General features: G+C 49.7%; 18 protein-coding genes. All 18 read left to right on the top strand.

All coding sequences use genetic code 11. The annotated features are described in order from the left end of the window. The first annotated feature begins 372 nt into the window (after window positions 1–372). Window positions 373–1,467 (top strand): alpha/beta fold hydrolase, encoded by a 1,095-nt coding sequence (locus tag GJS45_RS01180; RefSeq protein ID WP_262887920.1) that lies wholly within the window; start codon window positions 373–375, stop codon window positions 1,465–1,467. Between the two features lie 78 nt (window positions 1,468–1,545). Next, window positions 1,546–1,821: an alpha/beta hydrolase family protein gene (locus GJS45_RS01185; protein WP_162339619.1), complete on the top strand. Its 276-nt coding sequence runs from the start codon at window positions 1,546–1,548 to the stop codon at window positions 1,819–1,821. A 12-nt stretch (window positions 1,822–1,833) separates the two neighbouring features. Next, on the top strand, window positions 1,834–2,397 hold the full coding sequence (locus GJS45_RS01190; RefSeq protein ID WP_162339620.1) for a TolB family protein: 564 nt from the start codon (window positions 1,834–1,836) through the stop codon (window positions 2,395–2,397). A gap of 30 nt (window positions 2,398–2,427) precedes the next feature. Beyond that, window positions 2,428–6,162 carry a hypothetical protein gene (locus tag GJS45_RS01195; RefSeq protein WP_162339621.1) on the top strand — a complete coding sequence of 1,245 codons (3,735 nt, stop codon included), beginning with the start codon at window positions 2,428–2,430 and terminating at the stop codon, window positions 6,160–6,162. Window positions 6,163–8,260: 2,098 nt separating this feature from the next. Beyond that, window positions 8,261–8,545, top strand: a complete 285-nt coding sequence (locus tag GJS45_RS01200) for a hypothetical protein (protein WP_202928012.1) — start codon at window positions 8,261–8,263, stop codon at window positions 8,543–8,545. 22 nt (window positions 8,546–8,567) lie between these two features. Beyond that, entirely contained in the window at window positions 8,568–10,085 is a 1,518-nt protein-coding gene (locus tag GJS45_RS01205) for a gamma-glutamyltransferase (RefSeq protein WP_162339622.1), read from the top strand. A gap of 44 nt (window positions 10,086–10,129) precedes the next feature. Then, on the top strand, window positions 10,130–12,676 hold the full coding sequence (locus GJS45_RS01210) for a CocE/NonD family hydrolase (protein ID WP_162339623.1): 2,547 nt from the start codon (window positions 10,130–10,132) through the stop codon (window positions 12,674–12,676). 56 nt (window positions 12,677–12,732) lie between these two features. After that, window positions 12,733–14,877, top strand: coding sequence for a prolyl oligopeptidase family serine peptidase (locus GJS45_RS01215; protein ID WP_162339624.1), 2,145 nt, complete (start codon window positions 12,733–12,735; stop codon window positions 14,875–14,877). A 633-nt stretch (window positions 14,878–15,510) separates the two neighbouring features. Next, entirely contained in the window at window positions 15,511–17,481 is a 1,971-nt protein-coding gene (locus GJS45_RS01220) for a serine hydrolase domain-containing protein (RefSeq protein ID WP_162339625.1), read from the top strand. Window positions 17,482–17,592: 111 nt separating this feature from the next. Beyond that, a complete protein-coding gene (locus GJS45_RS01225) occupies window positions 17,593–17,865 on the top strand; it encodes a DUF418 domain-containing protein (protein WP_262887921.1) in 273 nt (90 codons plus the stop codon). Between the two features lie 313 nt (window positions 17,866–18,178). Continuing rightward, window positions 18,179–19,672, top strand: coding sequence for an agmatine deiminase family protein (locus GJS45_RS01230; protein ID WP_162339626.1), 1,494 nt, complete (start codon window positions 18,179–18,181; stop codon window positions 19,670–19,672). 204 nt (window positions 19,673–19,876) lie between these two features. Further along, on the top strand, window positions 19,877–20,872 hold the full coding sequence (locus tag GJS45_RS01235) for an amidohydrolase family protein (RefSeq protein WP_162339627.1): 996 nt from the start codon (window positions 19,877–19,879) through the stop codon (window positions 20,870–20,872). Between the two features lie 61 nt (window positions 20,873–20,933). Continuing rightward, on the top strand, window positions 20,934–21,326 hold the full coding sequence (locus tag GJS45_RS01240; protein ID WP_162339628.1) for a hypothetical protein: 393 nt from the start codon (window positions 20,934–20,936) through the stop codon (window positions 21,324–21,326). Between the two features lie 142 nt (window positions 21,327–21,468). Continuing rightward, on the top strand, window positions 21,469–23,166 hold the full coding sequence (locus GJS45_RS01245; protein WP_162339629.1) for a serine hydrolase domain-containing protein: 1,698 nt from the start codon (window positions 21,469–21,471) through the stop codon (window positions 23,164–23,166). Window positions 23,167–23,401: 235 nt separating this feature from the next. After that, on the top strand, window positions 23,402–23,752 hold the full coding sequence (locus GJS45_RS01250; RefSeq protein WP_162339630.1) for a hypothetical protein: 351 nt from the start codon (window positions 23,402–23,404) through the stop codon (window positions 23,750–23,752). A gap of 120 nt (window positions 23,753–23,872) precedes the next feature. After that, window positions 23,873–24,139 (top strand): hypothetical protein, encoded by a 267-nt coding sequence (locus GJS45_RS01255; RefSeq protein ID WP_162339631.1) that lies wholly within the window; start codon window positions 23,873–23,875, stop codon window positions 24,137–24,139. Between the two features lie 26 nt (window positions 24,140–24,165). Further along, the gene (locus GJS45_RS01260; protein WP_162339632.1) at window positions 24,166–24,441 is read left to right on the top strand and encodes a hypothetical protein; all 276 of its coding nucleotides are present in this window, start codon (window positions 24,166–24,168) and stop codon (window positions 24,439–24,441) included. 262 nt (window positions 24,442–24,703) lie between these two features. After that, the gene (locus tag GJS45_RS01265; RefSeq protein WP_162339633.1) at window positions 24,704–26,161 is read left to right on the top strand and encodes a NosD domain-containing protein; all 1,458 of its coding nucleotides are present in this window, start codon (window positions 24,704–24,706) and stop codon (window positions 26,159–26,161) included. Window positions 26,162–26,597 lie beyond the last annotated feature (436 nt).

The raw sequence follows: 26,597 nt of genomic DNA on the forward strand, positions 1-26,597 counted from the left end.
CATTTTTATATAAATTAAATAATCCAATTTTTTTTATTTTTAAAATAGGCCTACTGAATCGTAGTTGACAATTCATGTGACCCATAAGGGCGAAGCCTTAGGTTTTTTTATTATCTAATCAAAAGTCAAGGATATTTCGAATAAGAAATAAGATTTTTTCTCCATTTAAAAATGACAACAATTACCCCATTTTACCAACTCATTGTAAAATTAAAGGGTACTATGAGAATATCTGCACTTGGTAAAAAGGAATCCGAAATTTAACGACCGACTTTTAATTGTAAACTTTCAAATCACAAAAATAAACAAAGGATGAAAAATTTTAATTTATTCCAATTATTCCAGGGGTATTTAAGAATCACGGCAATATTTATGTTGATTTCTCTCTTTCAAGGACTTTACCCCATATCCGGCTTAAGTCAGACACCTGCTACCATAACTAATCGGGATGATGCGGTTGCGATTATTCAGGAACTTCGAAAAATCCATACCCCAGAGGGTATTGAGGTCCTTGAGCAGGTAGATCTCGGCGGGGTGCCACAATGGATATCTATTCGCGGTCGAAACCGGGACAACCCAGTCCTGCTCTTCATCCATGGAGGCCCCGGCGACCCAATGATCGGTCTATCATGGGCTTTCCAGAATCCATGGGAAGACTATTTCACTGTGGTACAGTGGGATCAGCGAGGTAGTGGAAAGAACGCCGCAGCATCGGATAGGGAGGAACTGAAAGGGACATTCACAATCGAACAACTGGTAGGTGATGCTGAGGAACTCGTTTGTTACCTACGAGAGCAACTTGGAAAGGAAAAGATAGTGGTTATGGCGTATTCAATGGGTGGAATTTTGGGCATCCATCTCGCCAATCGCAGGCCAGAGTGGCTCCATGCATACGTCGGCGTGGGACAGGTCTCAGATGACCTTATAGGGGCACTATATAAACGTACGATGGAAATAGCAGTCGAAAGGGGAAATGAGGAAGCCATTTCAGAACTAGAGGCTTTGGCCTCGCATATGGACACGGCTACGACACCCGGTGAGGATCCCGCACTATGGGGCATCTGGAAGTGGGCCAACAGGTTTGACGGCGCCTGGTACGGCAAGAGTGGGTGGGGCCTTTATGCCGACCTGCCCGTGCTCTCACCGGAGTACACGTTCGAGGAGGCGATTGAGGCATGGGACGCACTCCTATGGCTGAACAACAGCTCCGAGTATGAATTAGACCCCCGGGATTTACGAGCCTTAGGCCCTTCCTTCCAAGTACCCATACTCTTATTTCATGGCCGGTTTGATCTCACCCCGCCCATCGAAAATGCACAAGCCTACCTCGAATTCATCGAGGCACCGACAAAGCGCCTGGTGACGTTCGAACGAAGCGCACACGTTCCATTCATTGAGGAACCTGGTCGGTTCTTTGCCGCTTTGTTGGAGCATGTATTGCCTTTGACACAAGGAGGGTCTGAATAGAAAGATCTTAAAATATGAGGGTTTTCACCCTATTGTATTTATAGCATTTGGAAAGTATACGCAATTAATTTAGAACCTTTGGCTCTTCTAAAATTACTGGCCATCGTTATCCATCGCTTGGGGTGCTTGATCCTTACACCTTCGCCCATCCTGACCATCACCGTAGATGAACGCGTCCCCGTCAGCCTGTCGTATAAACTCTACCATGCGCTTAAGGATAACGAGGTGGAAGTGCAATTCATCGCCTACCCCGTTGGCGGGCACTTCCCAGGTGACCCTGTCCACCTGCGCGACGTGTTCCGCCGCTGGATCGATTGGATCGGGGAGCACTTTGACCGAAATGATAATCCATAAAATTCCATACCTATGAAAACACCTAAATCCCTTTTCTATCTAATTTTCCTGCTTTCATTAAGCACGGCAACAGCAGCGTTTGCGCAGTCACCCCAGGAACCCCTCAATCTGGATGACCTTGGGGACATGGTAGTGCTCCGTCAATCCCCAAGCATCTCCCCCGACGGCAACCAGGTCGTGTTAGTCCGGGAGCACTCGAATTTTGAGCAGAATCGATGGGAGCGCTCCCTGGAGCTGATCGACCTGGAGACCGGAGAGCAACATGAATTGACACCAGAGCGCCCTCGCGCAAATGACCCGAAGTGGTCGCCTAACGGTGACCGGCTCGCCTTCTTGGATGCCGGGGATGAAGGCCAGATGCAGGTCTACGTTCTCCCCATGAAGGGCGGCGGTGAGGCCCGGCGCCTTACAAGCGGCAAGGAAGGCGTGCGATTCTATGAATGGAGCCCTGATGGCCGGTCCATTGTTTTCGGACGAATGGACGAACCGGAGGAGCGGAAAGGAGAAGAGCGGCACAACCGGTCCTTCGAAGTGGGCGTCAACAGTTACCTGACCCAGTCTAGGCAGCCTAAATAAATTATTAATTAAAAATTAAAATAAATTAAAATGGATATGTACAAAGTTGAAGGGATCATTTTAGTCAAGGAGACCCAAGCTCCGATTCCAAACCTTCAGGTCGTGCTCTACGACCTGGACTCTCGCAAGGCAAAGCCGGACCTTGCGTCGCACCTCTCACCGCCATCAAGCCGCACACAATCTCATTTCTGGCAACAGCTTCAAGGCGACCGGATCGGGTCAATACGGACCGACTCCCGTGGTGCTTTTGCTTTCGAGTTCGATCGCAAAGACTTCCAGGCTCCCGCACAAGAAGAAAGGCCTGACCTCTTGCTTTTTGTCTTGGCTCCAGAGGACACTGTATCTGAGCAGTCGAGCCTTCCGAGGCCCTCACCCCCCAACGAGAGGCTGCTTTACTACTCTTATGAGCCTATCACTAACTCAGGAAAGCATGAGAGCTACGTCATTCGCATGTCAAGGAAGCGGCTTGATGAGCTAGGGATCCCATACCCTTCCTCGTCTTCCAATCGTGCCCCAATCGATGTCGAGACCATCGAAGAGGACCTGAAAAAGTCAGCAACTCGTAGGATCGGCATCAATGCTGCTTTAACGGAACAGATCAGAGAGAAGGCGAAGCCGGTGATCGCCCTGAAGAAGAAAGTGGACGATGCGTTCACCAACTTCAGTCTTTCCAGTGTACCCGATAACGTTCGTTCGGGACCCACCTACCTGAACGCAGAAGACGACCTCAAAAAACAACAGGACCAGCTGGTTAACGAAGCACTGATCGACATCCCCAGACTGGAAGAATCTGCCGGTGTTCAGCGAAAGATCAAGCTCACTCTCACGAAAGCTCAACTGGAGGATCTGGGGCTATCGCTGGAGGACGACGGATCGGTGCGGGGCGAGGTGGAGGCGAGTACTCTTCTCAGGCACGTGTCCGGCAATCTGACATCGACCACGCTGGAGTTCAGTGCTGACGTCCTCGGAGACTGCAGGGCCTCACTCGAAGCCGAGCGTCTCTTCAGGGAGGCGCTGGCTCGTTGCGGAGCCCCATCAGAGGACAACGGCTCGGATGAGCCGGGCAGCGAGGGCGACGGCTCTGTCGATTCCGGTGACCTGACCACTGAAGCCTTTGTTCGAGAACACGTCACGCGTCAGACACGGCACGTCACTGCGCCGGAGGTGGAGCTGGCCTACGGCGTCGAGCGTGATGGGGAGATCACGGCCACCATCACGAGGCCTGGACCGGCTGACGTGACGGCGTACCACGATTTTCACGATCTTCAGATCGCTTTCGACTACATTTGGAAGGAGGCCTTCGACGGCACGATCATGGGCCCGTTGAAGAATCTTTACGCCGAGGTAGTTCGATACGCAAACCAAATCTCCGGACTGCCGCAGGAGGTGGTTAAGCGCCTCGAAGAGCAGGTCACGTCGGTGGACGATATGCAACGGCTCTACGACGATGTAAGACTTCTGCAGGAGCTCATCGAAGATGCCGAGGAGACCGATATCGAGGAAGTGGATCCGATGCCCTACAGCGTGTATAAACTGTTCCAGTATACGCGGATCCGAATCGAGGAGGATGATTGGCGACAGATGAACGATACGGAGAGGGACTACCTCCGCGCACTCGCAAAGGAGTATCTAGAATTGGACTCCACACCTGGGCATGAACGACCCCTCAACGCGCCGGCCATTTACGTGCGGCTTCGTAATGACGCGGTCTTCAGCCTCCGGCAGGCCCGAGGTCGAATACGCCAAGAGGTATCCTCGCGCCGCCCAGTAGCCCGCCGGCGACCCACCAGGTTGTCTCGCCTCCGAGAGCTGATGATCGAACTCGATGAGCGCCTCTCAGAGCGCTTCAAATTCGACATCTTCGCACCGAACTCTGTTAACTACGGAATCATGCTCACCTACCGGCAGGCGTGGACTCCTAAAGACTACCAAGTCGGCGACCTTGTGTCCACGATTCCATTAGCACCCAAAGAGGTGCGCCGCTACTCGAAGAAGCGTGTCATCAAGAAGAGCCGAACGCAGAAAGAGCTCGAGGACTCCCAGAGCAGCCGTCGGAGCGAGACCTCATCGACTGCGCGGGCCGACTCGGAGATCGTAAAACGTGCCAACAACAAGACCTCATTTCAACAGACCGCCGAAGGCACTCTTAGCTTGGGCGTTTTCGAAGGCAAATTCGGTACGCAGTTCGGCATTGATGCGGAAAAAGCGTCATCGAGTACGAAGAAGAACTTCCGGGAGGCCGTGTCCAAGGCAGCCGAGGAGTACAAGCAGCAGCACCGTCTGGAGGTCGAAACATCTACAAGTGAAGAGCATGAATTCACCGATTCAGGCGAGATCTCGAACCCGAACGACGAGATCACGGTAACGTACCTCTTCTATGAACTGCAGAGGCAGTACGAGGTTCGGGAGCAGATCCACCGCCTCACTCCGGTCATCATGGTGGCTAACGAGGTCCCGGAACCACATGAGATCGATGAAGACTGGCTTATCGCGCACCACTGGATTCTCCGCCGCGTGATCCTTGACGATGTCTACCTTCCGGCACTGGATTACGTGACGACCAGCTTCGTGGGCGACGAGATGGCCCTCGAGGTGATGTGGACCAATCTGCAGCGCCAGGCCAGGCTCGTGGATGATGCGGCCGAGCATATGAACAACAAATCGAAGCTGGCGCAGAGTGCGTTCGACGAGCTGAAGCGGCTTACGGGTCTCATAGAGGATACGAGCCATGCCCAGCACTTCGCCAATGTTAACTTGGCTGCGGCGTTCGGTCCTTTTGCACTCGTTGGCTTACTTGGAAATGACAATGATGCCGCTGAGAAGCGGGAAGAGGTCGCCAAGATCGCCATCGAGCGCGCAGACAAGGACGAGCAGGAAGCCAGCGCTAGGCTCTCCCGCGAGGTTACTGCCCTGCAAAAAGCCATCGACCAGTATACATCGGCGCTACGCGAGCACCTTGACCGGCAGACGGCCGTGACCGCATTACGCATTCACATCAAGGAGAACATCCTGTGTTACATGCACGCAATCTGGGACTACGAGTGCGGGGATCAGCGCTATTTCCGGTTGTACAACGTCGAGGTGCCCTGGGTCGAAATTGAGGACCATGCGAACCGCCTGTCCACGAGAGTTCACGGTAAGTATGCCATCAATCTAGCCGGACGGGACGATCTCATCCACCTTGAGGGAGAGATATCGCTGTCACACACTCGAATCGTCTCGAGAAAGCTTTCTCAGGTAGCCGACCTCGACAACCTACTCGGCTATAAAGGTAACTACATGATCTTCCCCGTCAAAGAACCCAACCACCTGCACTGGTACATGATGCAGGATTACATAGACCCGCAGACGGGGGGATTACGCGATCCGGATGAGTACGCCAACTACACAACAGAGGATCTGCTCGACTACGCCTGCTGTCTGAAAAAGACGGGCCTCGATGAGTTCGATGATAGACTAGATCGAATTTTAGACCTTCTCAAGGAACGTAAGGCGACACCTCGAAAAGAGAGCGAGTTGATCGTTGTGCCTACAGACTCGCTCTACATCGAAGCGCTGCCTGGAAAGCACCCAATTTTGGAAGACTTCAAGCTCGTACACCGTGCAATCGACGTTAAAAAGGTGCAGGCCGAGGTACGCCGCGAAGAACTCGAAAATGTACGGCTGGCAGCGCGGTTACTCGAGGAAGAGCGTGAAGATCCGGACATCGACAAGAAGATCGTAATCGAGGGCGGTGATGATATCATCGTTCCGCCTGAGGCATAATTGAAGAAGACTTAAATGTATTGTAGCGTACTGATAACCAGTACCCAAGGTTCTATCGCCTGCTACAAGAGACCAGAAGGCAAGCTATGAGAAGAGTCGTTGATGTCATTCATCACCCTGATGGGGCTAAGACCTACATCTTTAATGATGGATCCAGAGAATTGCATTTGTCTCCAATCGAAATCGAAGGGCAGGTTCCACGACAGGAGGAAGGTATATCTGAGCCGAGGTCTGTTCAGAGACCGTACGAACCAGAGCGAGCCACGCATCGGCCTCGCAGCGGAAGAGTCGACCCCCCAGCCGAGCGGTCCACGTCGGCGAGTTTGAGAGAGCGCCTCGAAACAGCCGAACGGAACCTTCAAGCAGTTCGAGCCGAGCAACGAGCGTCTCGCCGTCGCGAGACGGAGCAACGCCGTGCACGTTTGTTTGCCTCTGACCTAATTGACCAAGAGCATCGCCAGCCTTTGGGAATCGACTTCGGCTCCCCGACGATTCCGCGACCCAGGAAGATATCAACGGAGCGTGCAACAGTCATTCGCTTCGCCGTGACCCTTGGCACAGTGCACGGTCGTCTACAAGCGATGGCCACGCGCGGCGGCCCGCGCCGGATACCCGATCCAGATGCAAACCCACTTGCAGCCGGATTTGGGGGGAGGCGAATTCCGATGGTGCTTACGCCGCTGGGGCGCGCGATTGAGGCCGGACTGATCGCGGAGACTTCGGGTGGCTCACTTGTCGTGCCCAGCCTTAGGGGGTTTAATCGTGACATCGCCGAGCTTGATATAGAGTATCCCGGTTTCATCGAAGCCCATGATGCAGCGATGGAACGTTTTCGGCGAGAGGCATCCTTGGAGCAACTACAAGAGGACCTCTTGGCCAATGCGTTGCTCGCTGTGGAGCTTATTATCTGGTTTGGTCCGGCGGTCGCCCGCGCGGCCGGCCGCGTGCTCCGCTGGTCTAGAGACATACACGCAGCCTGGCTAAGCAGGCGTGGTTATGGGACTGTTGTTTCAGCGAGCGAGGTGCCTGAAGGTGCAATCGATGTGACACGGCGCGCGTCTAGTCGGAGCTTCGCAGGCGAGCAAGGTACTGCACTCGCGCGGCGGAGTTCCACTTCTCAGTCCCGCGGGATTGAATCTGCTAGCCGGCGGTCTCCTCCACCGCGCGAAACCGGGTCGACGGTGGCGCGTCGCGTGCCTCCGCCTCGGGAATTGGCTCCTGGTGAAGCTCCTGCGGCTCCAAGAGCACCCATAACTGGGACGTCGCTTGCTCTCCGAGAACCACCCGTCCGGTTGTGGGAGATGTCGACGGGATTGAACAGACACCAAGTCGATGCAGCGGGTCGCATTCTGGGCCGACGGCTCAATCAGGGAGAAATGGAAGACCTTTTCGGTCGCCTATGGCGAGGCGTAGCAGATCCTAGGGATGTGGCAAACCTCAGTCGATTCGTGGACGAAGGGCGGATAACCGTTACAAGAATCGTGGCGCGCGAGGCGTTCGATGCACATAGGCGCCGATTCTGGGCAGCGGTGTGTGCAAACGCGGCTGCCACTGCAGCACTTGAGCGCGCCGGATTCCAGTTTCGACCGGGGAGAGGCACAGCGCCTTTTGTTCGGATGAGAACGCTCAACGGTGAAGTGCGTGAGGTGACGATGGACGTGGATCACTTGAGAGAGCTGAATTCGCACCCACACATGGCTGTCCTCGCTCGGAATCTGCGTCTCGCACTCCAAGCGGAGAATCGGACCATGCTCAACCAACTACACCGTATGTCCCCGTTCTTACGATCTCCCAGGCGGGCCGTATTGAGATCGACCGGTGCGCCTTCCCCTGATGATTTCCTAGACCCAGAAGATCTTGAATTTGATCGCATCCCCTAGATGGAAGTGGCCTAATTCCATCGACAGCCGACCGTCTGATGGCGCGTCCGGCGGCTGAGCTATTTCGTTAGGTAATGACTTGATAGAAAAATATGAGAATTCCTTTCTTTATTTCCGGTCTAGGGCATCTTGCATTCACATCATACTCGGCTACTTCGGCCTTGGCGAATTTGATCATATAGTTCATATCATCAATAATTCAGACTCCCTAATGCAAAATGTCGAGATTTCACCTGGTTGTGAGGCAACAGATATCAGCCATACGGTTAATACCAGAGCAAAGTATTTCTGACTCACAACAAAAACTACGAATACTGTTGGGTTCGATCGAGCCAGGCAAGCTGGCTGACTTTTTCCTCGTCCGCGGAGACCCCACCGAAGCCATCAAAACGATTGCTCTTGTGGCCCGTGGGGGAACTTTCTATTATCCGGGCGAAGTCTATCCGGAGCTCGGAATCAGGTCGTTAACAGGTGTCCCCAAAATAACCCATGAAAAGAATTAGCAAAAAGAATTCAACGTAGGAAATGATGACGACAGCCTTGATGCAGATAGCATTGAACGCGGGTGCGAGGGTCAGCTATTTTGGGGTGATGGAATTTGTCTACTTCGAGGCGGAGACCGGAACCGTTCACACCATGGATGCCGACTGGAATACCGTAATGGGCGAACTAGATCCCCTGTCAATACCCGGTGGTCCACCTATGAACCCGGATGGCCTTCTGCCCGACCATAAGCCCAGTGGCCGTACGGCACTCGTTGGCGGTTTTATGAAAGGCGTTGGAGCTGCACACGAACGGTTTGGCAGTCTCCCTTTCGGTGAGCTCTTTAAACCGGCAATACATGTTGCCGCGGAAGGATTTCCCGTCGACCGGCGATTGGCAGGTATCTTTAGTATGCGGTCAGATGACCTGGGAAGGCTGCCGGAGACACGGGAGACACTTCTTAAAGAGAACGGCCAGCCCTATACAGAAGGGGAAATATTCAGACAACCTGCACTGGCGCATACGCTATCTGAATTTGCGGTACAAGGGACCGACTATATGTACAGAGGCCCCCTGGCCGAAAGGCTGATCACTGCCATCCGGGAAGAAGGAGGAAAGATGACACTCGAAGACCTGGAGGCCTATGAAGTAATCTGGGATGAATCCCTGGTTTCAACGCTCGGCGGGTACGAGGTTCATGTTATGCCACCGCCCATGCGTGGCGGAACCTTGCTGATCGAGGCACAAAACCTTGCGGAGGTATCCGGTCTGATCAACGCACCTCACTGGAGCGAATCCGGCGAATCACTTCGTAAGGCGCTGACCATAGCAGAGATGTTTATCCTCGATTTCATGCCGGAGGAGGCAGTGGAAGAACTATATCCCGGCCTAAACCGAACAGACAGTGCACGTACCAGTCCCGAATTTGCCCGGGAACTATGGAGCAGGATGGAATCCGGCATTCTGCCATTCAGTTGGTCGGTGCAGGCCCCGAAGTATTCAGATGTGGTCATTACCGCAGATGAGGAAGGAAACATGGTGGCGATCAGCCATTCTATCAATACCGTATATTGGGGTAAAACGGCCATCGTGGTTGATGGGATTTCAGTATCAGACCCAGGATCGTTTCAACAGGCGGGAATTGCAAAAGCAGGACCCGGCAAACGGCTTCCCGGACCTGCACAGGTAGGTCTTTTACTAAAAAACGGTCAGGCCGTGCTTGGGTTTGGATCCATGGGAGGCGGGATGCACCATAGGCCATTTCAGGCACTGCTCAATTTCGTGCACTTTGGAATGACCGTTGATGAAGCGATTGCTGCACCTGATTTCTTTGTTTCTGGCCGTGAACCTGAAACCAACCAGCTTATAGTACATGTACCGGAAGGCCGCTTTCCAAAAGAAGTGCTCCAAGCCACCGGATTTCAACATCGGGAGATTCCTCTCTCAAATGCGGAGGTCAAGGGCAGTGGGGTTTGGGTGGGAATCAGCCGGGATCCCGAAACCGGTGAGTTAAAAGCCGCTTCCGACCTCCGTAGCAATAGCGCTGCAGTGGCATATTGAAGGTTTTACCTGTTAAGCAAAATCAATTACCTAAAACCCTAAAAATGAAAATTATGAGCCGATTAAGGAATTTTGATTTACCTGTCAAAAGTATTGGTTTTAACCTTGGATTTACTGCAATCATCAGCCTGACAATTCTGCTGGCGACACTCACCGCCTGCGCTGCGCCTGCCACACAAACTCAACAGTCCCCCGAAGGCAGGGACTTGGCGAGTGTCGACGGGCAGACTTTCCCGGACCCGCTCGATCTTGCCGCAGCGCATTTGGAGGCGATTGGTGGCCGTGCGGCGGTAGAGGCCGTAAAGGGCTACTATGCCACGGGCACCGCCAGGATAGTTGGCAGCCAGGAGGACCATGTAATCGTGAAGGAGTGGGTCCGGCCCGGCGAGGGTTGGCGCATGCGCTGGGATGTGGACGGGTTTGGTCGTCTGGAGCACGGATTTGACGGACGCATCGCATGGCTAGTCAGGCCGGGCCAACCGGAAGATGCGGTGCGAGACGAGAAGTACAGGGAAGTGGCCGCATCCCGTGTCTTGCTGCATCCCGAGGTTGACCTTATCGGACACCTTGGTGCTGCGCGCACGATCGGCAGACGTGAGATCGCAGGCCATTCGACATGGGAGGTGCAGGTCACGGGTCCGGCGGGCTCGGTGCAATCGCGCTTCTACGATGAAGAAACGGGGATGCTCCGCGCCATCGAGCGCGACGAGTTGTGGACCGGGCAGCTGACCAGCATTCTCACGGTCTACGACGACTGGCAGCCGGTCGATGGTGTGCTGTATCCACACCGCGTGACCCGTATACCCCCAAACGGGCCCGAGCGCATGAGGGTACTTGAATCGGTGACGACCGAGCAGGTTCCGCCGGACGCTCTCCGGCCGCCTGCGGAGGTCTTGGCCGCGGCTTCGGAGGACCGATACGAGGTAGAGGTTGAGCGGGACGTGATGGTGCCCATGCGGGACGGGGTTCGGCTCGCCACCGACATCTATCGCCCGCTCGGTGCGGGGGACCGCCTGCCGGTCATCCTGATTCGAACCACGTACAACAAGGCCCAGCACGGCCCGGCTCGCGTTTTCGCCGAGCGCGGCTACGTGGTCGTGGTACAGGATGAGCGCGGAAAGTGGGCCTCAGAAGGCGAATTCGCCTTTCCCTGTAAACAGTCGTCCCGATATGACGGCTACGATATCGTTGAGTGGGTCGCGTCGCAGCCCTGGTCGAACGGCCGCGTGGGCACCTATGGTTGCTCTCGTCTGGGCGAAAACCAGCTCCTGCTTGCGGCCGAGCGGCACCCCGCTCACGTGGCTATGATACCACAGTCCGGGCGCGGAGCAGTGGGCCCCCACTCTTATGGCGGCGCATTTCCACTATCTATGGCTGCGGGCTGGCACCCGCGGGCCGGCACAAAGGACCGCACGGACGGTGACGCCCAGATTCCGCTTCCGGAAGGGCTCCATTACCTGCCAACCGTAGACATCATGCAAAACTACGGTGTCGGCCCGACGGACTGGGAGGACTTGGTCACGAACCCGATCGAGGATCCGTGGTGGCAAACGCATGGGTACATTACCGAAAGCGACAGTTTCGCCACCCCGGCGCTGATGGTGAATTCATGGTACGACGAGCAAACACTCCAGCTCTTCAACCTTATGCAGCAGAACGCGGTTGACAAGCGCACCCGTCAGCATCAGTACGTCATCATCTCGCCCATGACGCACTGCCGTTCCGAGATGGCGTCAGAGCACACCCGGGTCGGTGAGCTTTACGTCGGAGACGCCCGATTCCCTTACTGGGAGACGTACCTCCGCTGGTTCGACTACTGGCTGAGGGGCGTCGACAACGGCGTCACCGGCATACCGCGGGTGCAGTATTACGTCACCGGGGCCAACGAGTGGCGCAGCGCAGACGAGTGGCCGGTTCCAGGAGTGCGCCCCGCCCAGCTCTACCTGCGCAGCGGTGGTGAGGCCGGCGAGCGGATGGACGACGGCGTGCTGTCGCATCAGCCACCCGAGGCCAACCAACCAACAGACCGCTACGTCTACAACCCTGGCAATCCGGTGCCATCGCGCGGCGGTATCCTCTCCGGTGCCTATGATCAATCGGATATAGAGCAGCGCGCCGATGTGCTTGTCTACTCGACACCACCACTCGATGATCTGCTTGACGTCGTCGGCCCGATGCACGCCACGCTCTATGTCTCCTCCTCCTCGCCCGATACTGACTTCACCGTGAAATTGGTGGACGTCCACCCGGACGGCCAGGCCTTCAATATCCAGGAGGGTATCCTCCGCGCCCGGTACCGTGAAGGTTTCGACCGGGCCGTCTGGATGGGGCCGGGAGAGGTATACGAGATTAAGGTAGACCTGCACGCCACCGCCCACCGGTTCCTGCCGGGTCATCGGGTACGTGTTGAAGTCTCCAGCAGCAACTTCCCCGAGTTCGACCGCAACCTGAACACGGGCGGGGACAACGTCACCGAGGCTGAATGGGAGATTGCCGAGAACACGATCCACCACTCGCCCACTCATCCGTCGCACCTGCTGCTTCCGGTGGTAGCTGGAGTGGAGAAGGCACAGGCAAATCAAAAAAGGTGAAAATGATGAGCTTATTAAAACTTAGGCAGAATGTAAACCCATAAAATTCCATGCATATGAAACTACCTACATCTTTTTTCTATCTGATTCTACTGTTCCTGCTTTCAGTGAACTCAGCCCCGGCGCAGGAACTCAACTATCCCGAAACCCGCATGGTCGACCAGGTCGACGACTATCACGGCAACAAAGTTGCCGATCCCTACCGGTGGCTCGAGGACATCAATGCCCCGGAGGTCAGCGAGTGGGTTGCGCAGCAGAACGAGCTCACCTTCGGCTACATCGAAACTTTGCCGTCTCGAGAAGCGGTCGCCGGGCGCATGGAGCGATTGTTCAATCATCCACGCGTCCAACGTCCCGTTCGTGAGGGTGGGCGGACCTTCTGGACCGAAAACAGCGGTCTCCAGGATCATGCGGTACTATACGTGCGCGATGTACAGAATGCGGAGCCCCGCGTGCTGATCGACCCGAACTCGTTTTCCGAAGGTGGCTCGCGGTCGATGAGCATCTGGGCGCCGTCGCCTGACGGGACACTCCTCGCCTACGGCATCCGTGACAGCGGCTCGGACTGGCAGACGTTTCACTTGCGCGACGTGGCCACGGGCCTTGACCTCGCCGACACGCTGCGCTGGGTCAAGTTTTCCGAGATCACCTGGACGAAGGATGGTGGGGGCTTCTTCTACAGCCGCTACGACGAGCCCGAGGGCGACGCACTGACCGCGACGAACACGGAACATCAGCTCTTCTACCATCGCATCGGCTCGCCACAGTCGGATGATGTGCTCATATTGAGGAGCGTTGACTACCCGGAAGCGACGCTCGGAGCCCAGGTCACCGACGACGGTCGGTATGCTCTGGTGCATCAGTACAGAACTGGACTAAACCAGACGCTGGTGCTGGAACTCGGCGAACCGATGCATCCTGCCATCGAGGCGCCGCTCGTTCCGCTTTTCACGGGATTCGAAGCCTCGTACTCCCTGATCGGCAGCAACGACGCGACCCTCTACGTCCTTACGAACGAGGACGCGCCGATGAAGAGGATCGTCGCTGTCGACGTGGAACGGCCCGAGAAGGAGCACTGGCAAACCGTCATCCCTGAAGCCACGAGCGCGCTCGTCCATGGCGACATCATCGGCGAGCGGTTTGTGGTGGAGTACCTCGAAGATGCGAAGTCAGTCGTCCGCTTCTTCTCTTTGGAAAGTGAACCGATGGGCTTCCTCGACCTGCCCGGAATAGGAGCGGTCAGCTTCGGTCCTTCCGAAGGATTCAGCGGGAGCCGGCAGGACACGGACTTCTTCTACACCTTCCAGACGTTCATCGACCCGGGTTCCGTGTTTCGGTACGACTTCCGCACCGAGGAGAGCACCGTTCATCACGCCTCTGAGCTGTCGTTTGACGCCGAGCCCTACACGACGGAGCAGGTGTTCTACGCTAGTGCTGACGGGACACGCGTGCCGATGTTCATCGTCCGGCGCAAGGATCTCAAGCATGACGGGAGTCATCCCGTCATGCTCTACGGGTACGGCGGATTCGGCATTTCCTGGCCGCCGGCGTTCGCCCCGTTCGTCCCCGCCTGGCTCGAGATGGGCGGCGTTTGGGCGTGGCCCAACCTGCGCGGAGGAGGCGAGTACGGTCGCACGTGGCACGAGGCGGGGATGTTCGAGAACAAGCAGAATGTCTTCGACGACTTCATAGCCGCCGCCGAATACCTGATCGATGAGGGCTTCACTCGGCCCGAGCGCCTGGCGATCCACGGCGGCTCAAACGGCGGACTCCTTGTTGGCGCTGTCATGGTGCAGCGTCCGGAGCTGTTCGCGGTCGCCCTGCCCCACTTCGGGCTTTACGACATGCTCCGGTACCACACTTTCGTCGGCGGCCACTTCGGTCTCTCCGAGTATGGCTCCTCCGATTCACCGGAAGGGTTCGAGTACCTGCACGCATACTCACCGCTGCACAACGTCGATAGCGGTGCCTGCTTTCCGGCCACACTCATTACAACAGCGGATCATGAGGATCGCGTACCGCCCCTGCATGCATACAAGTTCACTGCCACGCTTCAAGCGGCTCAGGGATGTGACAACCCCGTGCTGCTGCGAGTCGACACCGACGCAGGCCATGGTTTCGGTATGCCGCTATCGCAGAGGATCGTTATGTTTGCAGACATGTGGGCGTTCGCGGCCGAGCAGCTGGGGCTGGTGAAATAATATTAAGTAAAGAAAAAATTGGCCCCTGGGACCAAAATCGGCCGGTTTTCCTTATATAAAATCCGGCTTGCTTTAAGTAACTTATAGCTTCTAAAACATATGGCTATGATGGTACAAGATACAAACCTAAACACGACAGATATATCTTGCAATTGTCCGAAAAAGAATCTTCTAAAAAATACAAACATCTGAAAATCTGTATCTTTACTGTCAGGATTCCGCCCATTTATCCATCTTGATGATCTCCTCATTATTTCCCTTAACAGTGCCTGCACAGGAGATAGGACTTCAGTATTTTGCTTACCCTGACTGAGGTCAGACAGAAATAAAGAAATTGACCAACTTCCGAATATTGTACTAATAGTTGCTGATAATCTGGGATTTGGTGATAGAGGCTGCTATGGTGGAGAAATTGAAACTCCGAACTATGTAAGACCATTCGCTATGGAGAATTTCGCACTTAATGATCTTTCTTATGATATAGGGAGCAAAATGATCTAAAAGAAAAGGAGCCAAAAAAGTACAAAGAATTAATAAAGGAGTGGACGAAATTTTCGGATAAAATTAGATTACAAATGGCAACTCCTTCTAATGATTAGAAATTAATTATTTGCAAGATAAACTTATAGAAAAATGAAAAGAATCATGCTGCCAATTATACTGCTATTTATAATTGTTATTCAGGGTAAGGCCCAGGATCAGAAAAATCCCATTCATTTAAGCGCCGGTGAATCATTATTGGATTCCATACCTGGGTCAGGTTCTAAACGGTATTTCGAAAAATTTACATCCGGTGAATTTGTCTTTGGGCAGTTGGATGAGCATAAAGGAAACTTTATGATTTCGATCTATAGCCCTGAAGATGCTGTTATCGCTGTTTTTAACAGTTCAAGTGAGGGTACAGAAAATTTCAGTTTTAATACTACCACAACAGGAAACTACATCTTTGAAATTAAAAATCTTCGTAGTACCGCACAACAATTCCTCCTAAAGCCTATTGAAAAAGCGCCTGCCGCTGAAAATATGGAAGGAAGAATCGATCAGATCATGCACTTCTATCCGGATGATGGTCCGGGCGCGGTTGTGGGAGTTACAAAAAACGGCAAATTTATTTTTTCAAAAGGCTACGGAATGGCAAATCTTGAATATGACATCCCTAATACGCCCAATACAGTATTTTACCTGGCCTCAGTAAGTAAGCAGTTTACCAGCTTTGCCGCGGCCCTACTGATGAATGAAGGAAAACTGTCTCTTGATGATCCGGTGAAAAAATATATCCCGGAACTTAAATATAATGAAGTAATTACCATCAGAGACCTTATATATCATACCAACGGTCTTCCCGGAGTCATTTCCCTATTCAAGATCAAAAATGGTGAAAATAAAATTTTATTTACCCACCAGATGGGGGTTGATATTATCACCAGTCTAAGCTTATTAAATAATCCACCCCGTGAAAAGTTTGCTTATTCAAATGCCGGCTATGTGTTGCTGGCTATGGTTATTGAGCGTATTACAGAACAACCATTGAATCTCTATATGGAGGAGAAGGTATTTAATCCTTTAAATATGGATAATACTTTTGTTGGAGTCGATCATGAAAAGATTATTAAAAACCGTGCAGATCACTATTGGCCGTTGCCGAATGGCGGATTAAGAAAAATTATAGCACCAACTACCTTATATGGTCCTACAGGTTTCTACAGCACAGTAGAGGACCTGGCAAAGTGGCTTGATAATTTTAAAAATCCTAAAGTAGGGAATGAAAATGTTATCAAACAGATGTATGAGCTGGGATATCTTCAGAATGAAAATATTATAGAAGAATATGCCTTTGGACTGGATGTGTTGAACTTCAGGGAAAATACACTCATTGGTCATGGGGGAAACTATGACTCTTATCACACTTATATAGGCTACCTGCCGGATCTTGAACTGGGAATAGTTATCCTCAGCAACTGGTATAAGGCCACACCTTGTGATGCCGTATTAAAAATACTTGACCACTGGGTGCCGGATAACAAAGAAGGGCATAGACAGAAGGATCGTATAAATACAGATTTTTCTTCTTTCGAAGGAAGTTATATTACGGAAGATGATTTTCAGGTCCAGGTGTATTATATAAATGGCGAGCTCTATGCACAGATGTTTGGAAGTGGCCCTGTCAATAAACTAAAGCATGTATCCGGATTAGAATTTATAGGTATCACTCCCTGGTGTGCTGATTATAAAATAAATTTTACAAAGGAAAAAAAGGATAACAATATTGAAGGTGAATTTGACCTTTATGGTCCGTCCTCCTTTAGAAGGATAAGCTTTTCTTCATCATGGAAACCTGAAAAAACTGAGCTTAAGGTTTATGAAGGTGAATATTACAGTGAAGATTTAAACACCAGGTTTACCATTACAGTGGACGAAAACCAACTTATCGCCAGCAATGAAAACCATGAAAAAATCATTTTAACACCAAAAGACAAAGACCTTTTTTCAGGAAGCCAATGGTATTTTGAAAACATAAGATTCAACCGATCGGATGAAGGAAATATTGATGCCATGTTGGTCTCGGGATTCCGGATCAAGAATATTCCATTTAAAAAGGAGTAACCAGTAATATAAATTTATAGAATTAAGACAGGTATGAATTTTTATGCTTTAATAAGATTCTTTTTACGGATGTTTTAAGAGGAATAGCCTTATTGGGCATTTTGTAATATCATATTTCTTGGTTTCGGTTTTGGTTTGTTTGGTTACCTGCAACGCTATGAATTGTACTATGTCGTCTTTTCAATTTGGATCTTCGAAATGATTTTCAGTACTATATGGTTGCATTACTTTAAATTCGGGCCCCTGGAATGGCTGTGGCGTTCGCTGACCTACCGCCGCATGCAGCCGATGCGACGCACACCCCCCCCTCCCCTTACCCGAGGAAGCGATATCAGACAGACGATAACGACATATTTCAAAGAGCATGGGGTTCGTGGTTACTGACTTAGAGATGATTCGCCATCAATCAAAAAAATTTTCAATTTTTAATTCGTTACCCTGAAAAAATCGATTCAGGTCTTCAACTTAATCCTTTCAATCATCCTGATGGCGGGATGCCAACCCACTGGAAGACATTTCCAATACACATAAAATCCGGGCGGTGGTAGCAAACGGGCGCTATTTTGACCGGCAGGGGCTGGATAAATTACTGGCTGATGTGGAAAAGGCGGCCAAAGAACCGGAGTCAAATAAAGAATAACCAAAGATGAGAATTACCATTCTTTTATCATTCACTGTTTTTCTTATATCCTGCAGGATGCAGGAAACAGAAAATTACATTCACCAAAGTAACTTCTACCAGTTTGATAAACCCCGGGTAGCGGCAGAATGGGAGCCTGCAAAAGGAGTGATGTTCTCCTGTCCGCCCATAATTCCAAAAGAACTTATTATTGAACTGGCCAGTGATACTCATATTTATCCAATTGTGGATGGAAAGGAAGAAGAAGATGAAGCACGAAGATGGTTTAAAATGTGGGGAATTGATTCAACCAAAGTATCTTTTATTAATTTGAAAGTAGATCGCGACATTCCTTGGCTGAGGGATTGGGGACCAAGTGCTGTATTCATGAAAAATGGAGATTTCAAACTTGCAGATGCAAAATTTATTAATTCAGTTCCATTTACCGACAGAATATGTAATGACTCCCTTGACCTTCAAAAAGTGGATTCAACCGGTCTTGATTACTACAGTACTTATGCAGATAATGCTATTCTGCCATTGGCCAAACAACTTGGTATGGAGGTGGAGAACATCCCTTTTACAAACACAGGAGGTAATGTGTTAACAGATGGTATTGGCACGGCCTTCTCTACATGTATGCTATTAACTGAAAACAGGTTTAATGGATTAAGTGATGAGGAGTTCTTTCATCTCAATGATTCTCTCCTGGGCTATGAAAACTACCATGTAATTTCAAATTTTGAAAAATATGGCATTCAACATATTGATTGCCTTTTGAAATTAGTAGATGAAGAAACGCTTTTAGTAGCTCAGCCGCCAATAGATCACGAACTGTACAACATATACGAAGATATCGTAAATAATGAACTAACAAAATTAAGGTCAACTTATGGACGGCCCTATAATATCAAAAGAATAAAACTTACCCGTATAATAGATGATTATCTGACCGCATACACCAATTCACTGATCCTTAACCAAACCGTCTATGTACCGCTGTACAATGTTAGTGCAGACTCAGCAGCATTAAAAACATGGGAATCTGTAATGCCTGGTCATACGGTCAAAGGCTTCTATTTTGTTATGGATGACCAACCCTATAAATCAAAGCACCCATTTTATCTCTACCCTGATGGAGTAACATCAGGCTGGGCACCTGATGATGCTTTACACTGTAGAACACGGGCTATTTGGGATCAAGAAATGATTTTTGTTTCTATTAAAAAAATATTGCCAACCGTTCAGATTAATGAAGAAGCTGTTGTTTATGCCACCATTAGAGATTACAGCGATGCTGAAATAGAAGAAAGCGGGGTAAACATTTATTGGAGAGTAAAAGGAAGTAATGACTGGAATAAAAAGAATATGCTTAAATATAATAATATGAACTATTGGTTTGCTAAAATACCCAATCAAAAGAATAATATAGAAATCGATTACTACATCGAGGTCCAATCAAAAGCTGGGAATATTGGTAGAAGGCCAATTACCGCACCAAAAGGTCATTATAGTTTCAAATTTATTGCACAACAGGAAGCTATTAATTATGGTGAGTTTGAAGGGGATTGAAAACCATTGGGACTTGGTTTGCTGCATCGATCGCTGTGGGCGCACTGTTGTTTTCGGCCGCAAGGATGAGCGGAATAGTACCTATTCAAAATGACTTCCGGTACCCTGTTGCTTATTGGTTTAAGTGGTACGGTGTTTCAATCAAACAAGAAAGTGGATCAATACACAGGTAGTACACCTTAGAGAAACTAAACCTTGAGAAAAATGAAAAAAGCCTTTAAAATTTCGCTGATAATCATTGGATTTCTTGTTCTTCTAATTGGATTAGGTTACGCATTTTTCATCTACGAAAAACCGGTTGACCAGGGGGTTTTGGCAAAATTTATGGAGGGCCAGCCCATTATCGATATGCATTTTCATATCACAAAAGGATATGTAGACAATGAACAGTATAATAAGCTGAACAGCAATATTGACCTGGCAAAACTTCAATGGGTCAAAGATGATTATGCCCAAAATAACGTCGTTCTGGCATTGGGAGGAGGCAATGAAAAATATGCGCAGTTATATGCGGAATCAGACCTTTTCTGGGCCGGACTTATATTTCCCTGGAGTAATTTGGTAGAGCAGGATCAGCCATGCGAAACTGAATTTAGTTCTGAAAAAGCACTTCGGGAATACTATGAATCGGGCCTCTTTAAAAGCATGGGGGAAAGTATGTATAACTATCACGGAATACCACCTTCTGACCCCCGCCTGGACCCTTATTGGAAGATAGCAGAGGAATATGTTATCCCAGTGGGAATTCATTCTGATACAGGTCCACCATCGGTTGATGAGAAGGAAAGACCGCATTATGCACCTGAATACGCCAACCCGGAGCTTTTAAAACCCATTCTCGAAAAATATCCCAGGCTTAAGATATACCTGATGCACTATGGCGGATCTTATTCTGATGAAGCCATAGAACTAATGCACATGTATCCCCAGATTCACTATGAAATTTCAGCGGTCAGTTTATTTATGCCAAAAATTATTTGGGAGAGTAGTGTAAAGAAACTTTATGTGGAGGGACTGGGAGATCGGTTGATGTTTGCCTCTGATTACTTCGGAACAGTAAAAGAAAATATTGAGATCATCTACAGTATGGATTGGCTTACGGAAGAACAGAAAAGGGATGTTTTCTACAACAATGCAGCTCGATTTTTGGAATTAAGCCCTGAACAAATTCAGGAACATCATGAGATGGTAAGACAGTGACAATAAAGATGCATAACACCATCCGGAACGTGTGATCGGATTAATCTATTAAGAAAATCCATTGGTAATTCAGGACCTTACTGATCCACTTGTTAGGGAATTTGCTAAAATTGCATGGCAGGGCGCCTGCGATCTTCAGGAAAAAGCTTTAGTCATAGTGGGATCCCGTGCAGCTTACCGCCCGGACTTTCTTTTTGATAAAGATCTGCGCATCAATATACCTGCAATTCGTTTTTCTTTAAATGATACTATAGATTTCCATCTCAGAAGGATTCAAGGAGTGGATATGTATGCTGCTGACGATAATTGTGGCAATGTTGCTTTACAGGAATATTTTAAAGCACTGGCTGCTGATAAGGAAAAGATGGAATACATAGGTAAAAAACTCAGAAAATCAGACCTTTCAAAGGAGGTTGACCATGCGATGGAGCATGTCTTTGGTGATCAACTATAAACAATTTTAGTAGATCTTGAACAGGAATTTTATCAGCCTCAAATTCCTCATATAAAAAGATTTTTGGAAAAGCTTGAAGCTTACTGGAATAAAGATAATTAACATTTAGTAATGATTTATGTACGCTAAACTTCTGCACATTATGAAAAAAATATTATTAGCCGGATTGGTTTTAATTTTCGGCACTATAGGCACGGCACAACCTCAGCATCTTGACAAATCAACAGGAACAGAAGTCGAAGTTTGCAGTATTGATTCAATTTTTAATGATATTAACTGCGATGATTCTCCCGGTTGTTCGGTTGGCGTTTTTCGGGCGGGTGAGATAATTTTCTCAAAGGGATATGGCATGGCCAGTCTGGAGCACAATATAAGCCTGTCGCCGAACAGTAAAATAAATTTAGGTTCTGTTTCCAAACAGTTCACCGCTTTGTCTGTCATTCTTCTGGATCAGAAGGGCAAGCTTTCAATTGACGATCCCATTCGTAAGTATTTACCTGAGCTCCCGGAATATGCCGCCCCTGTCACTATACGCCACCTCATACATCACACCGGTGGGATAAGAGACAATGTAGCGCTCCTGCGGTTGGCTCGTGGCCAGGTGGAAAGTGACAGCGATGAGGTGATCAAAAGTATGCTGGAATGGCAGAGCAGATTAAACTTCAATCCAGGCGAAAATTTTATGTATAGTTCTGCGGGTTACAGCTTATTGGCAATGATTGTAGAGCGCGTAAGCGGAAAATCGTTTAAGGAATTTACGAAGCAGGAGATATTTGATCCGCTTGGTATGGAGAGCAGCAGGTTTCTTTCCCATGCCACCTCCAAAAACCGGGCATTGGCCTATGTACCTTACGGAGATAATAAGTATCGACTAAGTATTCCAACACACAGTTTGGTCGGTACCACTGGTTTATATACCACGATTGAAGACCTGGCAAAGTGGGATAAAAATTTCTATGATATGCAGGTGGGCGGTAGTGAAGGGATTTCGCTTATGCAAATTCCGGGTCGGCTGAATTCAGGGCAGGAACTTTCTTATGCCTCAGGTTTACTAATAGATTCTTATCGCGGTCTGAAGACCGTATGGCACGGTGGATTTGATCCCGGATATACTTCTATGCTGCTTCGCTTTCCCGAGGAGCATCTTACTGTGGCGATATTATGCAATATAACATCAGCCAACCCCTGGGAGCGGGCTTATAAGGTAGCAGATCTTTATCTGGGTAATGAGATGGATGAGGAACAGGTGGCAACAGGTCTCAATTATGAAAATGTGACTTTAAGCCATAAAGAGCTGGAGGTGTTTACAGGTATCTATAAAAGCAGGGATGGAATAATGGTTCAAAGTTTTGACGAAAAGGATGGACAATTGATTGCCACCATAGGAAATACTCAGTATCCGTTGTCGCATATCGGAAACCGTCAGTTCAGCGATGGGATTACGCATTATGTTTTGTCTTTTACAGAATCAGGTGAAGGAGACGCCATGACAGCAAGTTGGTCCCCAAATCCTAGACCAATTAAGGGGGATTCTTTAAAGCTTGACCGGATCAGCCCTCGTTGGAATCCTGTCCATAATGAACTCTCCGAATTTACCGGCTCTTTCTTTAACGAAGAGCTTGATGCAAACTGGAAAATAGTTCAGAATGATGATGGATTAGTTCTTAAAAGATGGGGTATTGAAGATCAATTCCTGGAACCGCTGAATAAAGATGTTTTTGCTTTTAAGGGAAATACTTCACCACGCCTGGAGTTCAAACGGGAAGATAATGGAAGAATAAATCATATTGAAGTTTCAAACGAGCAGATTTTAGGAATAAAATTTTTGAAAAGAAATTAACTACCAGATGATAAAAAAATAAAATTCCTGCCTCACCTCGTCCTGGTCCATGGTCTGCTAATCGCAAGGCATGGGAAATGAGGTTAAGAAGGTAGCGCATGAGATAAACCAGGAGTAAAGTATAAAAAAGACCAAACGCCTAACAATGAACAAAATGACACTTTCTCCCAAAAAACCAGCCCCATTCAAGACCCTATCGATTTTGGTAACAATTTGCATTTCACTTTCAATAATTATGAAAGACAAATGGAAAATTTTCTTTAACCTGCTTCTGATATTCTATCTGATATCCGGTTGCACTTCTCATGATACAAATTCCAACCTCTCTCCGGTGCTGTGGATGGAGGATTACAACAGATATATGAAGGCACAGATCTCAGCGAGGACCGAGGCAGAAGTTGCCATCGGAGAAAACGGGGCGATAACCGTAGCCCATAATCCCCTGGCTGCAAGAGCCGGTCTGGAGGCGCTGAAACAAGGGGGTAATGCTATTGACGCAGCGTTAACGACGGTCTCTTATGCAGGTGGCATTGACGGCGGGTTATCCGGCAAGTTATTTTGGCGTGATGGAGATGGTCTATTTTGAGGCCGCTACAGGAAAAACCTATACCATAAATGCTGATTGGAATACGGTGCTGAATGAACTCGATCCGCTGACCATTCCACAATTAAATCCAAGGCACTTCTCAATTTTACCCGTTTCGGGATGAGTGTAGACGAGGCAATCAATGCGCCCGATTTCTTCGTCCCCTTGCCGGAACCGGAAAGCGGGGAGCTTATTATCAGAGTGCCTGCAGGAAGTTTTCCACTGGAGTTGCTGAAAGGAACAGGGTATAAATACCTGGAAATTACTTCCAGGGATGTCAGGCCCCACGGCGGAGGCACCTGGGTGGGTCTTAGCCGGGATAGTACAACTGGTGAATACACGGCCGCCTCCAACAATTACGGTAATAGCGGAGCCGTGGCTTATTGAGAATAAAACACTGAAAATCAAATATCATGAAAACACCACTTATTAATTTTAGCAGATTCTTTATTGGAATACTATTCTTTCTTCTAAACCCGACTCTAGTATTCAGTCAGGCACCAGAGTACACGGTCGAAGAAGCGGCTGCATGGCTAGACGCATTATTTTGGCTAAACACCGAGTTCGTCACCACCGGAAGGGAGAACCTTCGAGAACTCGGCCAAAAATTCCAGATTCCCGTGATGTTCTTCCATGGCCGATTCGATTTAACTCCTCCCATTGAGAACGTCCAGGCTTATCACGACTAGGTTGAAGCCCCCTATAAACGTCTGGTGACTTAAGAGCGAAGCGCGCATAACCCCTTCATCGAGGAACCTTGACGGTTCCTAGTCGCCCTGTTGGAATACGTGCTGCCATTGACCGAAGGGGCCGCAACATATGAGAAACACCGTTGAGCCAGCACAGATCTACCGGGCGTTGGGGATTGAGCCGTGTTGTGAAGAATGATGGATAACCCTGTTACCTGCTAATAAGGGCTGATTATTATGCCCAATCAATAAATTGAAAATTATGAAACGATTCAACCTTATCCCCAAACTTGCCCGAATTACTTTGATTCTTTGTGTAGCTTTATTCATTATCATAAATATCCAGGTACTGTACGGGTCAATTTCAGCACCCTCCGATTACGAAAGTGAGCGTCCTTCCGGGGTGAGCGAAACTGATACCATATACGTGGCTCCTCCCACCGGAGAAAAAGAAACCGACCGAGCGAGCATTCTGGCTGCATTGGAGGGGGTTGAGCCCAGCGGTACGATACAGTTCTCGGCTGGGACGTATCTGATCGGGCCGATCATCCGTGTGCCCACGGATGAGATCACCCTGCTCGGCCATCCCGGAAGCACCGTGATTCGCGGATGTGAACCAGACGACTTTCCTGAGTTTCCCTCAGCGCTCTTTGCCTGCCATGGTTTCGAGCTCACAGGGGCCCGGCAAACCGTGCGAAATCTAACTTTTGAATATGCCTGGCCCGGTCTCTTCATCGGCTGTTGCTTTCCAGATGATGAGGAAGCAATGGAAACTAAAAATCCCGGACAGCGAAAGCAGCCTGGCGGACACCTAATCGAGAACAACACTTTCAAATACTCGCCGAATGGGCTCCGCGTTATTGGAGAGCTGGAAGAGGACGTTGTGGTGCGCGATAACAGTTTCGTGGATGTCTACCACGCCATCGGCATCAATGGAGGCGCGGTCCACTTTCTGGATAATGAAATCTACGTGAGGGAGCCGGAGCGGGTACCGATCTCAACACATCCGGGAGGGGCAATCGGTGTGAGCCCCTTCGGGCAGGGTTCGGACCGAACTTCCTGCGCTGGCAACGTCATTGCCGGCAATCGAATAACCGGTCATCCGGAAGCGATTGGGATCAGGGTCTACGAACCGGGAGAGAGCTGCCTGCATAACGTGATCCGTGACAACACGATTATGGTTGAGAGGGTCAGATTCATTGAGCCGTGGTTTGGCATTAGGTTCAGCGATGAAAATGACCACACCCTTGTCGGGTATCCTATCGTCCTGCTGAATATCCCTGCTAACAGAGAGGACACGGTCAACGTCGGCCAGGAGGCGCTCATCGAGTATAACATCATCGAGAACAATCACATCATCGGCGCAGAGGGACTTGGGATCATGGTGAAGAAGGCTTCACGGAACCGCATCGTCGGCAACATCATCGCCGGCATCCGCCCGCGAGATCCATTCCCCGGAAATGATCTGCACAGTTGGCCACCTGAGTGGGAGTCAGCCAACGGCTCCGCCATCTGGATCTCGCCCGGCAGTAACGAGAATGAGATTATGGGCAACACCTTTGAGGAGGTCGATTCCTTTGCAGTTTTTATTGAGGGCGACAGCAACCGGGTGGAACTGAATAACAAAAACGACAACGTACAGGACCTGGGAAATGGAAATCAGGTATCCAGTTCCGACAATGCTGACGAGAGCGAACTCGAAAAAAACCGGCTAAAATAGTAGAACAAGTTCGTCGAAACCCGGTGGATCCGGCTGCAGTACATGGATTTCGGCGGCCAATGGCTGCCTGTTATATTTGTTCAGGATTTTCATAACTAGTTTGAAGGTAAACATTTTAACCCAGAATGGATAAATTTCTACGCACGATTTATCGACTCGATAACAGGCAGCACAGCATTCAACTTGTTTCGCCGGATGCAATGAATGAAATCATGTGCCGTCGGCTGGCATATCTACCGGAGTACTTGGTGTTAGGAAAACAAGGGCAAGGAGCTGGCCAGAGACCGAACCATACGGACCCAATAACACACGAGAAGGAGGTTCGCGGAGGGCTATTTTAAAATGTCAACCAATAAATTTAAACTATATTTTTTCAATAAATACCAATAGGTCCGTAAACTTTTTGTAAGGGTGAAAAATGGAACCATATAAGGCA

This window comes from Cyclobacterium salsum (assembly GCF_010119245.1).
GTDB classification, from domain to species: Bacteria; Bacteroidota; Bacteroidia; order Cytophagales; family Cyclobacteriaceae; genus Cyclobacterium; species Cyclobacterium salsum.

Excerpts from the sequence above, each read along its gene's own strand:
- GJS45_RS01180 (WP_262887920.1), top strand. The coding sequence starts at position 373 with ATGTTGATTTCTCTCTTTCAAGGACTTTACCCCATATCCGGCTTAAGT.
- GJS45_RS01190 (WP_162339620.1), top strand. The coding sequence starts at position 1,834 with ATGAAAACACCTAAATCCCTTTTCTATCTAATTTTCCTGCTTTCATTA.
- GJS45_RS01195 (WP_162339621.1), top strand. The coding sequence starts at position 2,428 with ATGGATATGTACAAAGTTGAAGGGATCATTTTAGTCAAGGAGACCCAA.
- GJS45_RS01200 (WP_202928012.1), top strand. The coding sequence starts at position 8,261 with ATGTCGAGATTTCACCTGGTTGTGAGGCAACAGATATCAGCCATACGG.
- GJS45_RS01205 (WP_162339622.1), top strand. The coding sequence starts at position 8,568 with ATGATGACGACAGCCTTGATGCAGATAGCATTGAACGCGGGTGCGAGG.
- GJS45_RS01210 (WP_162339623.1), top strand. The coding sequence starts at position 10,130 with ATGAAAATTATGAGCCGATTAAGGAATTTTGATTTACCTGTCAAAAGT.
- GJS45_RS01215 (WP_162339624.1), top strand. The coding sequence starts at position 12,733 with ATGAAACTACCTACATCTTTTTTCTATCTGATTCTACTGTTCCTGCTT.
- GJS45_RS01220 (WP_162339625.1), top strand. The coding sequence starts at position 15,511 with ATGAAAAGAATCATGCTGCCAATTATACTGCTATTTATAATTGTTATT.
- GJS45_RS01230 (WP_162339626.1), top strand. The coding sequence starts at position 18,179 with ATGCAGGAAACAGAAAATTACATTCACCAAAGTAACTTCTACCAGTTT.
- GJS45_RS01235 (WP_162339627.1), top strand. The coding sequence starts at position 19,877 with ATGAAAAAAGCCTTTAAAATTTCGCTGATAATCATTGGATTTCTTGTT.
- GJS45_RS01245 (WP_162339629.1), top strand. The coding sequence starts at position 21,469 with ATGAAAAAAATATTATTAGCCGGATTGGTTTTAATTTTCGGCACTATA.
- GJS45_RS01250 (WP_162339630.1), top strand. The coding sequence starts at position 23,402 with ATGAAAGACAAATGGAAAATTTTCTTTAACCTGCTTCTGATATTCTAT.
- GJS45_RS01255 (WP_162339631.1), top strand. The coding sequence starts at position 23,873 with ATGAGTGTAGACGAGGCAATCAATGCGCCCGATTTCTTCGTCCCCTTG.
- GJS45_RS01260 (WP_162339632.1), top strand. The coding sequence starts at position 24,166 with ATGAAAACACCACTTATTAATTTTAGCAGATTCTTTATTGGAATACTA.
- GJS45_RS01265 (WP_162339633.1), top strand. The coding sequence starts at position 24,704 with ATGAAACGATTCAACCTTATCCCCAAACTTGCCCGAATTACTTTGATT.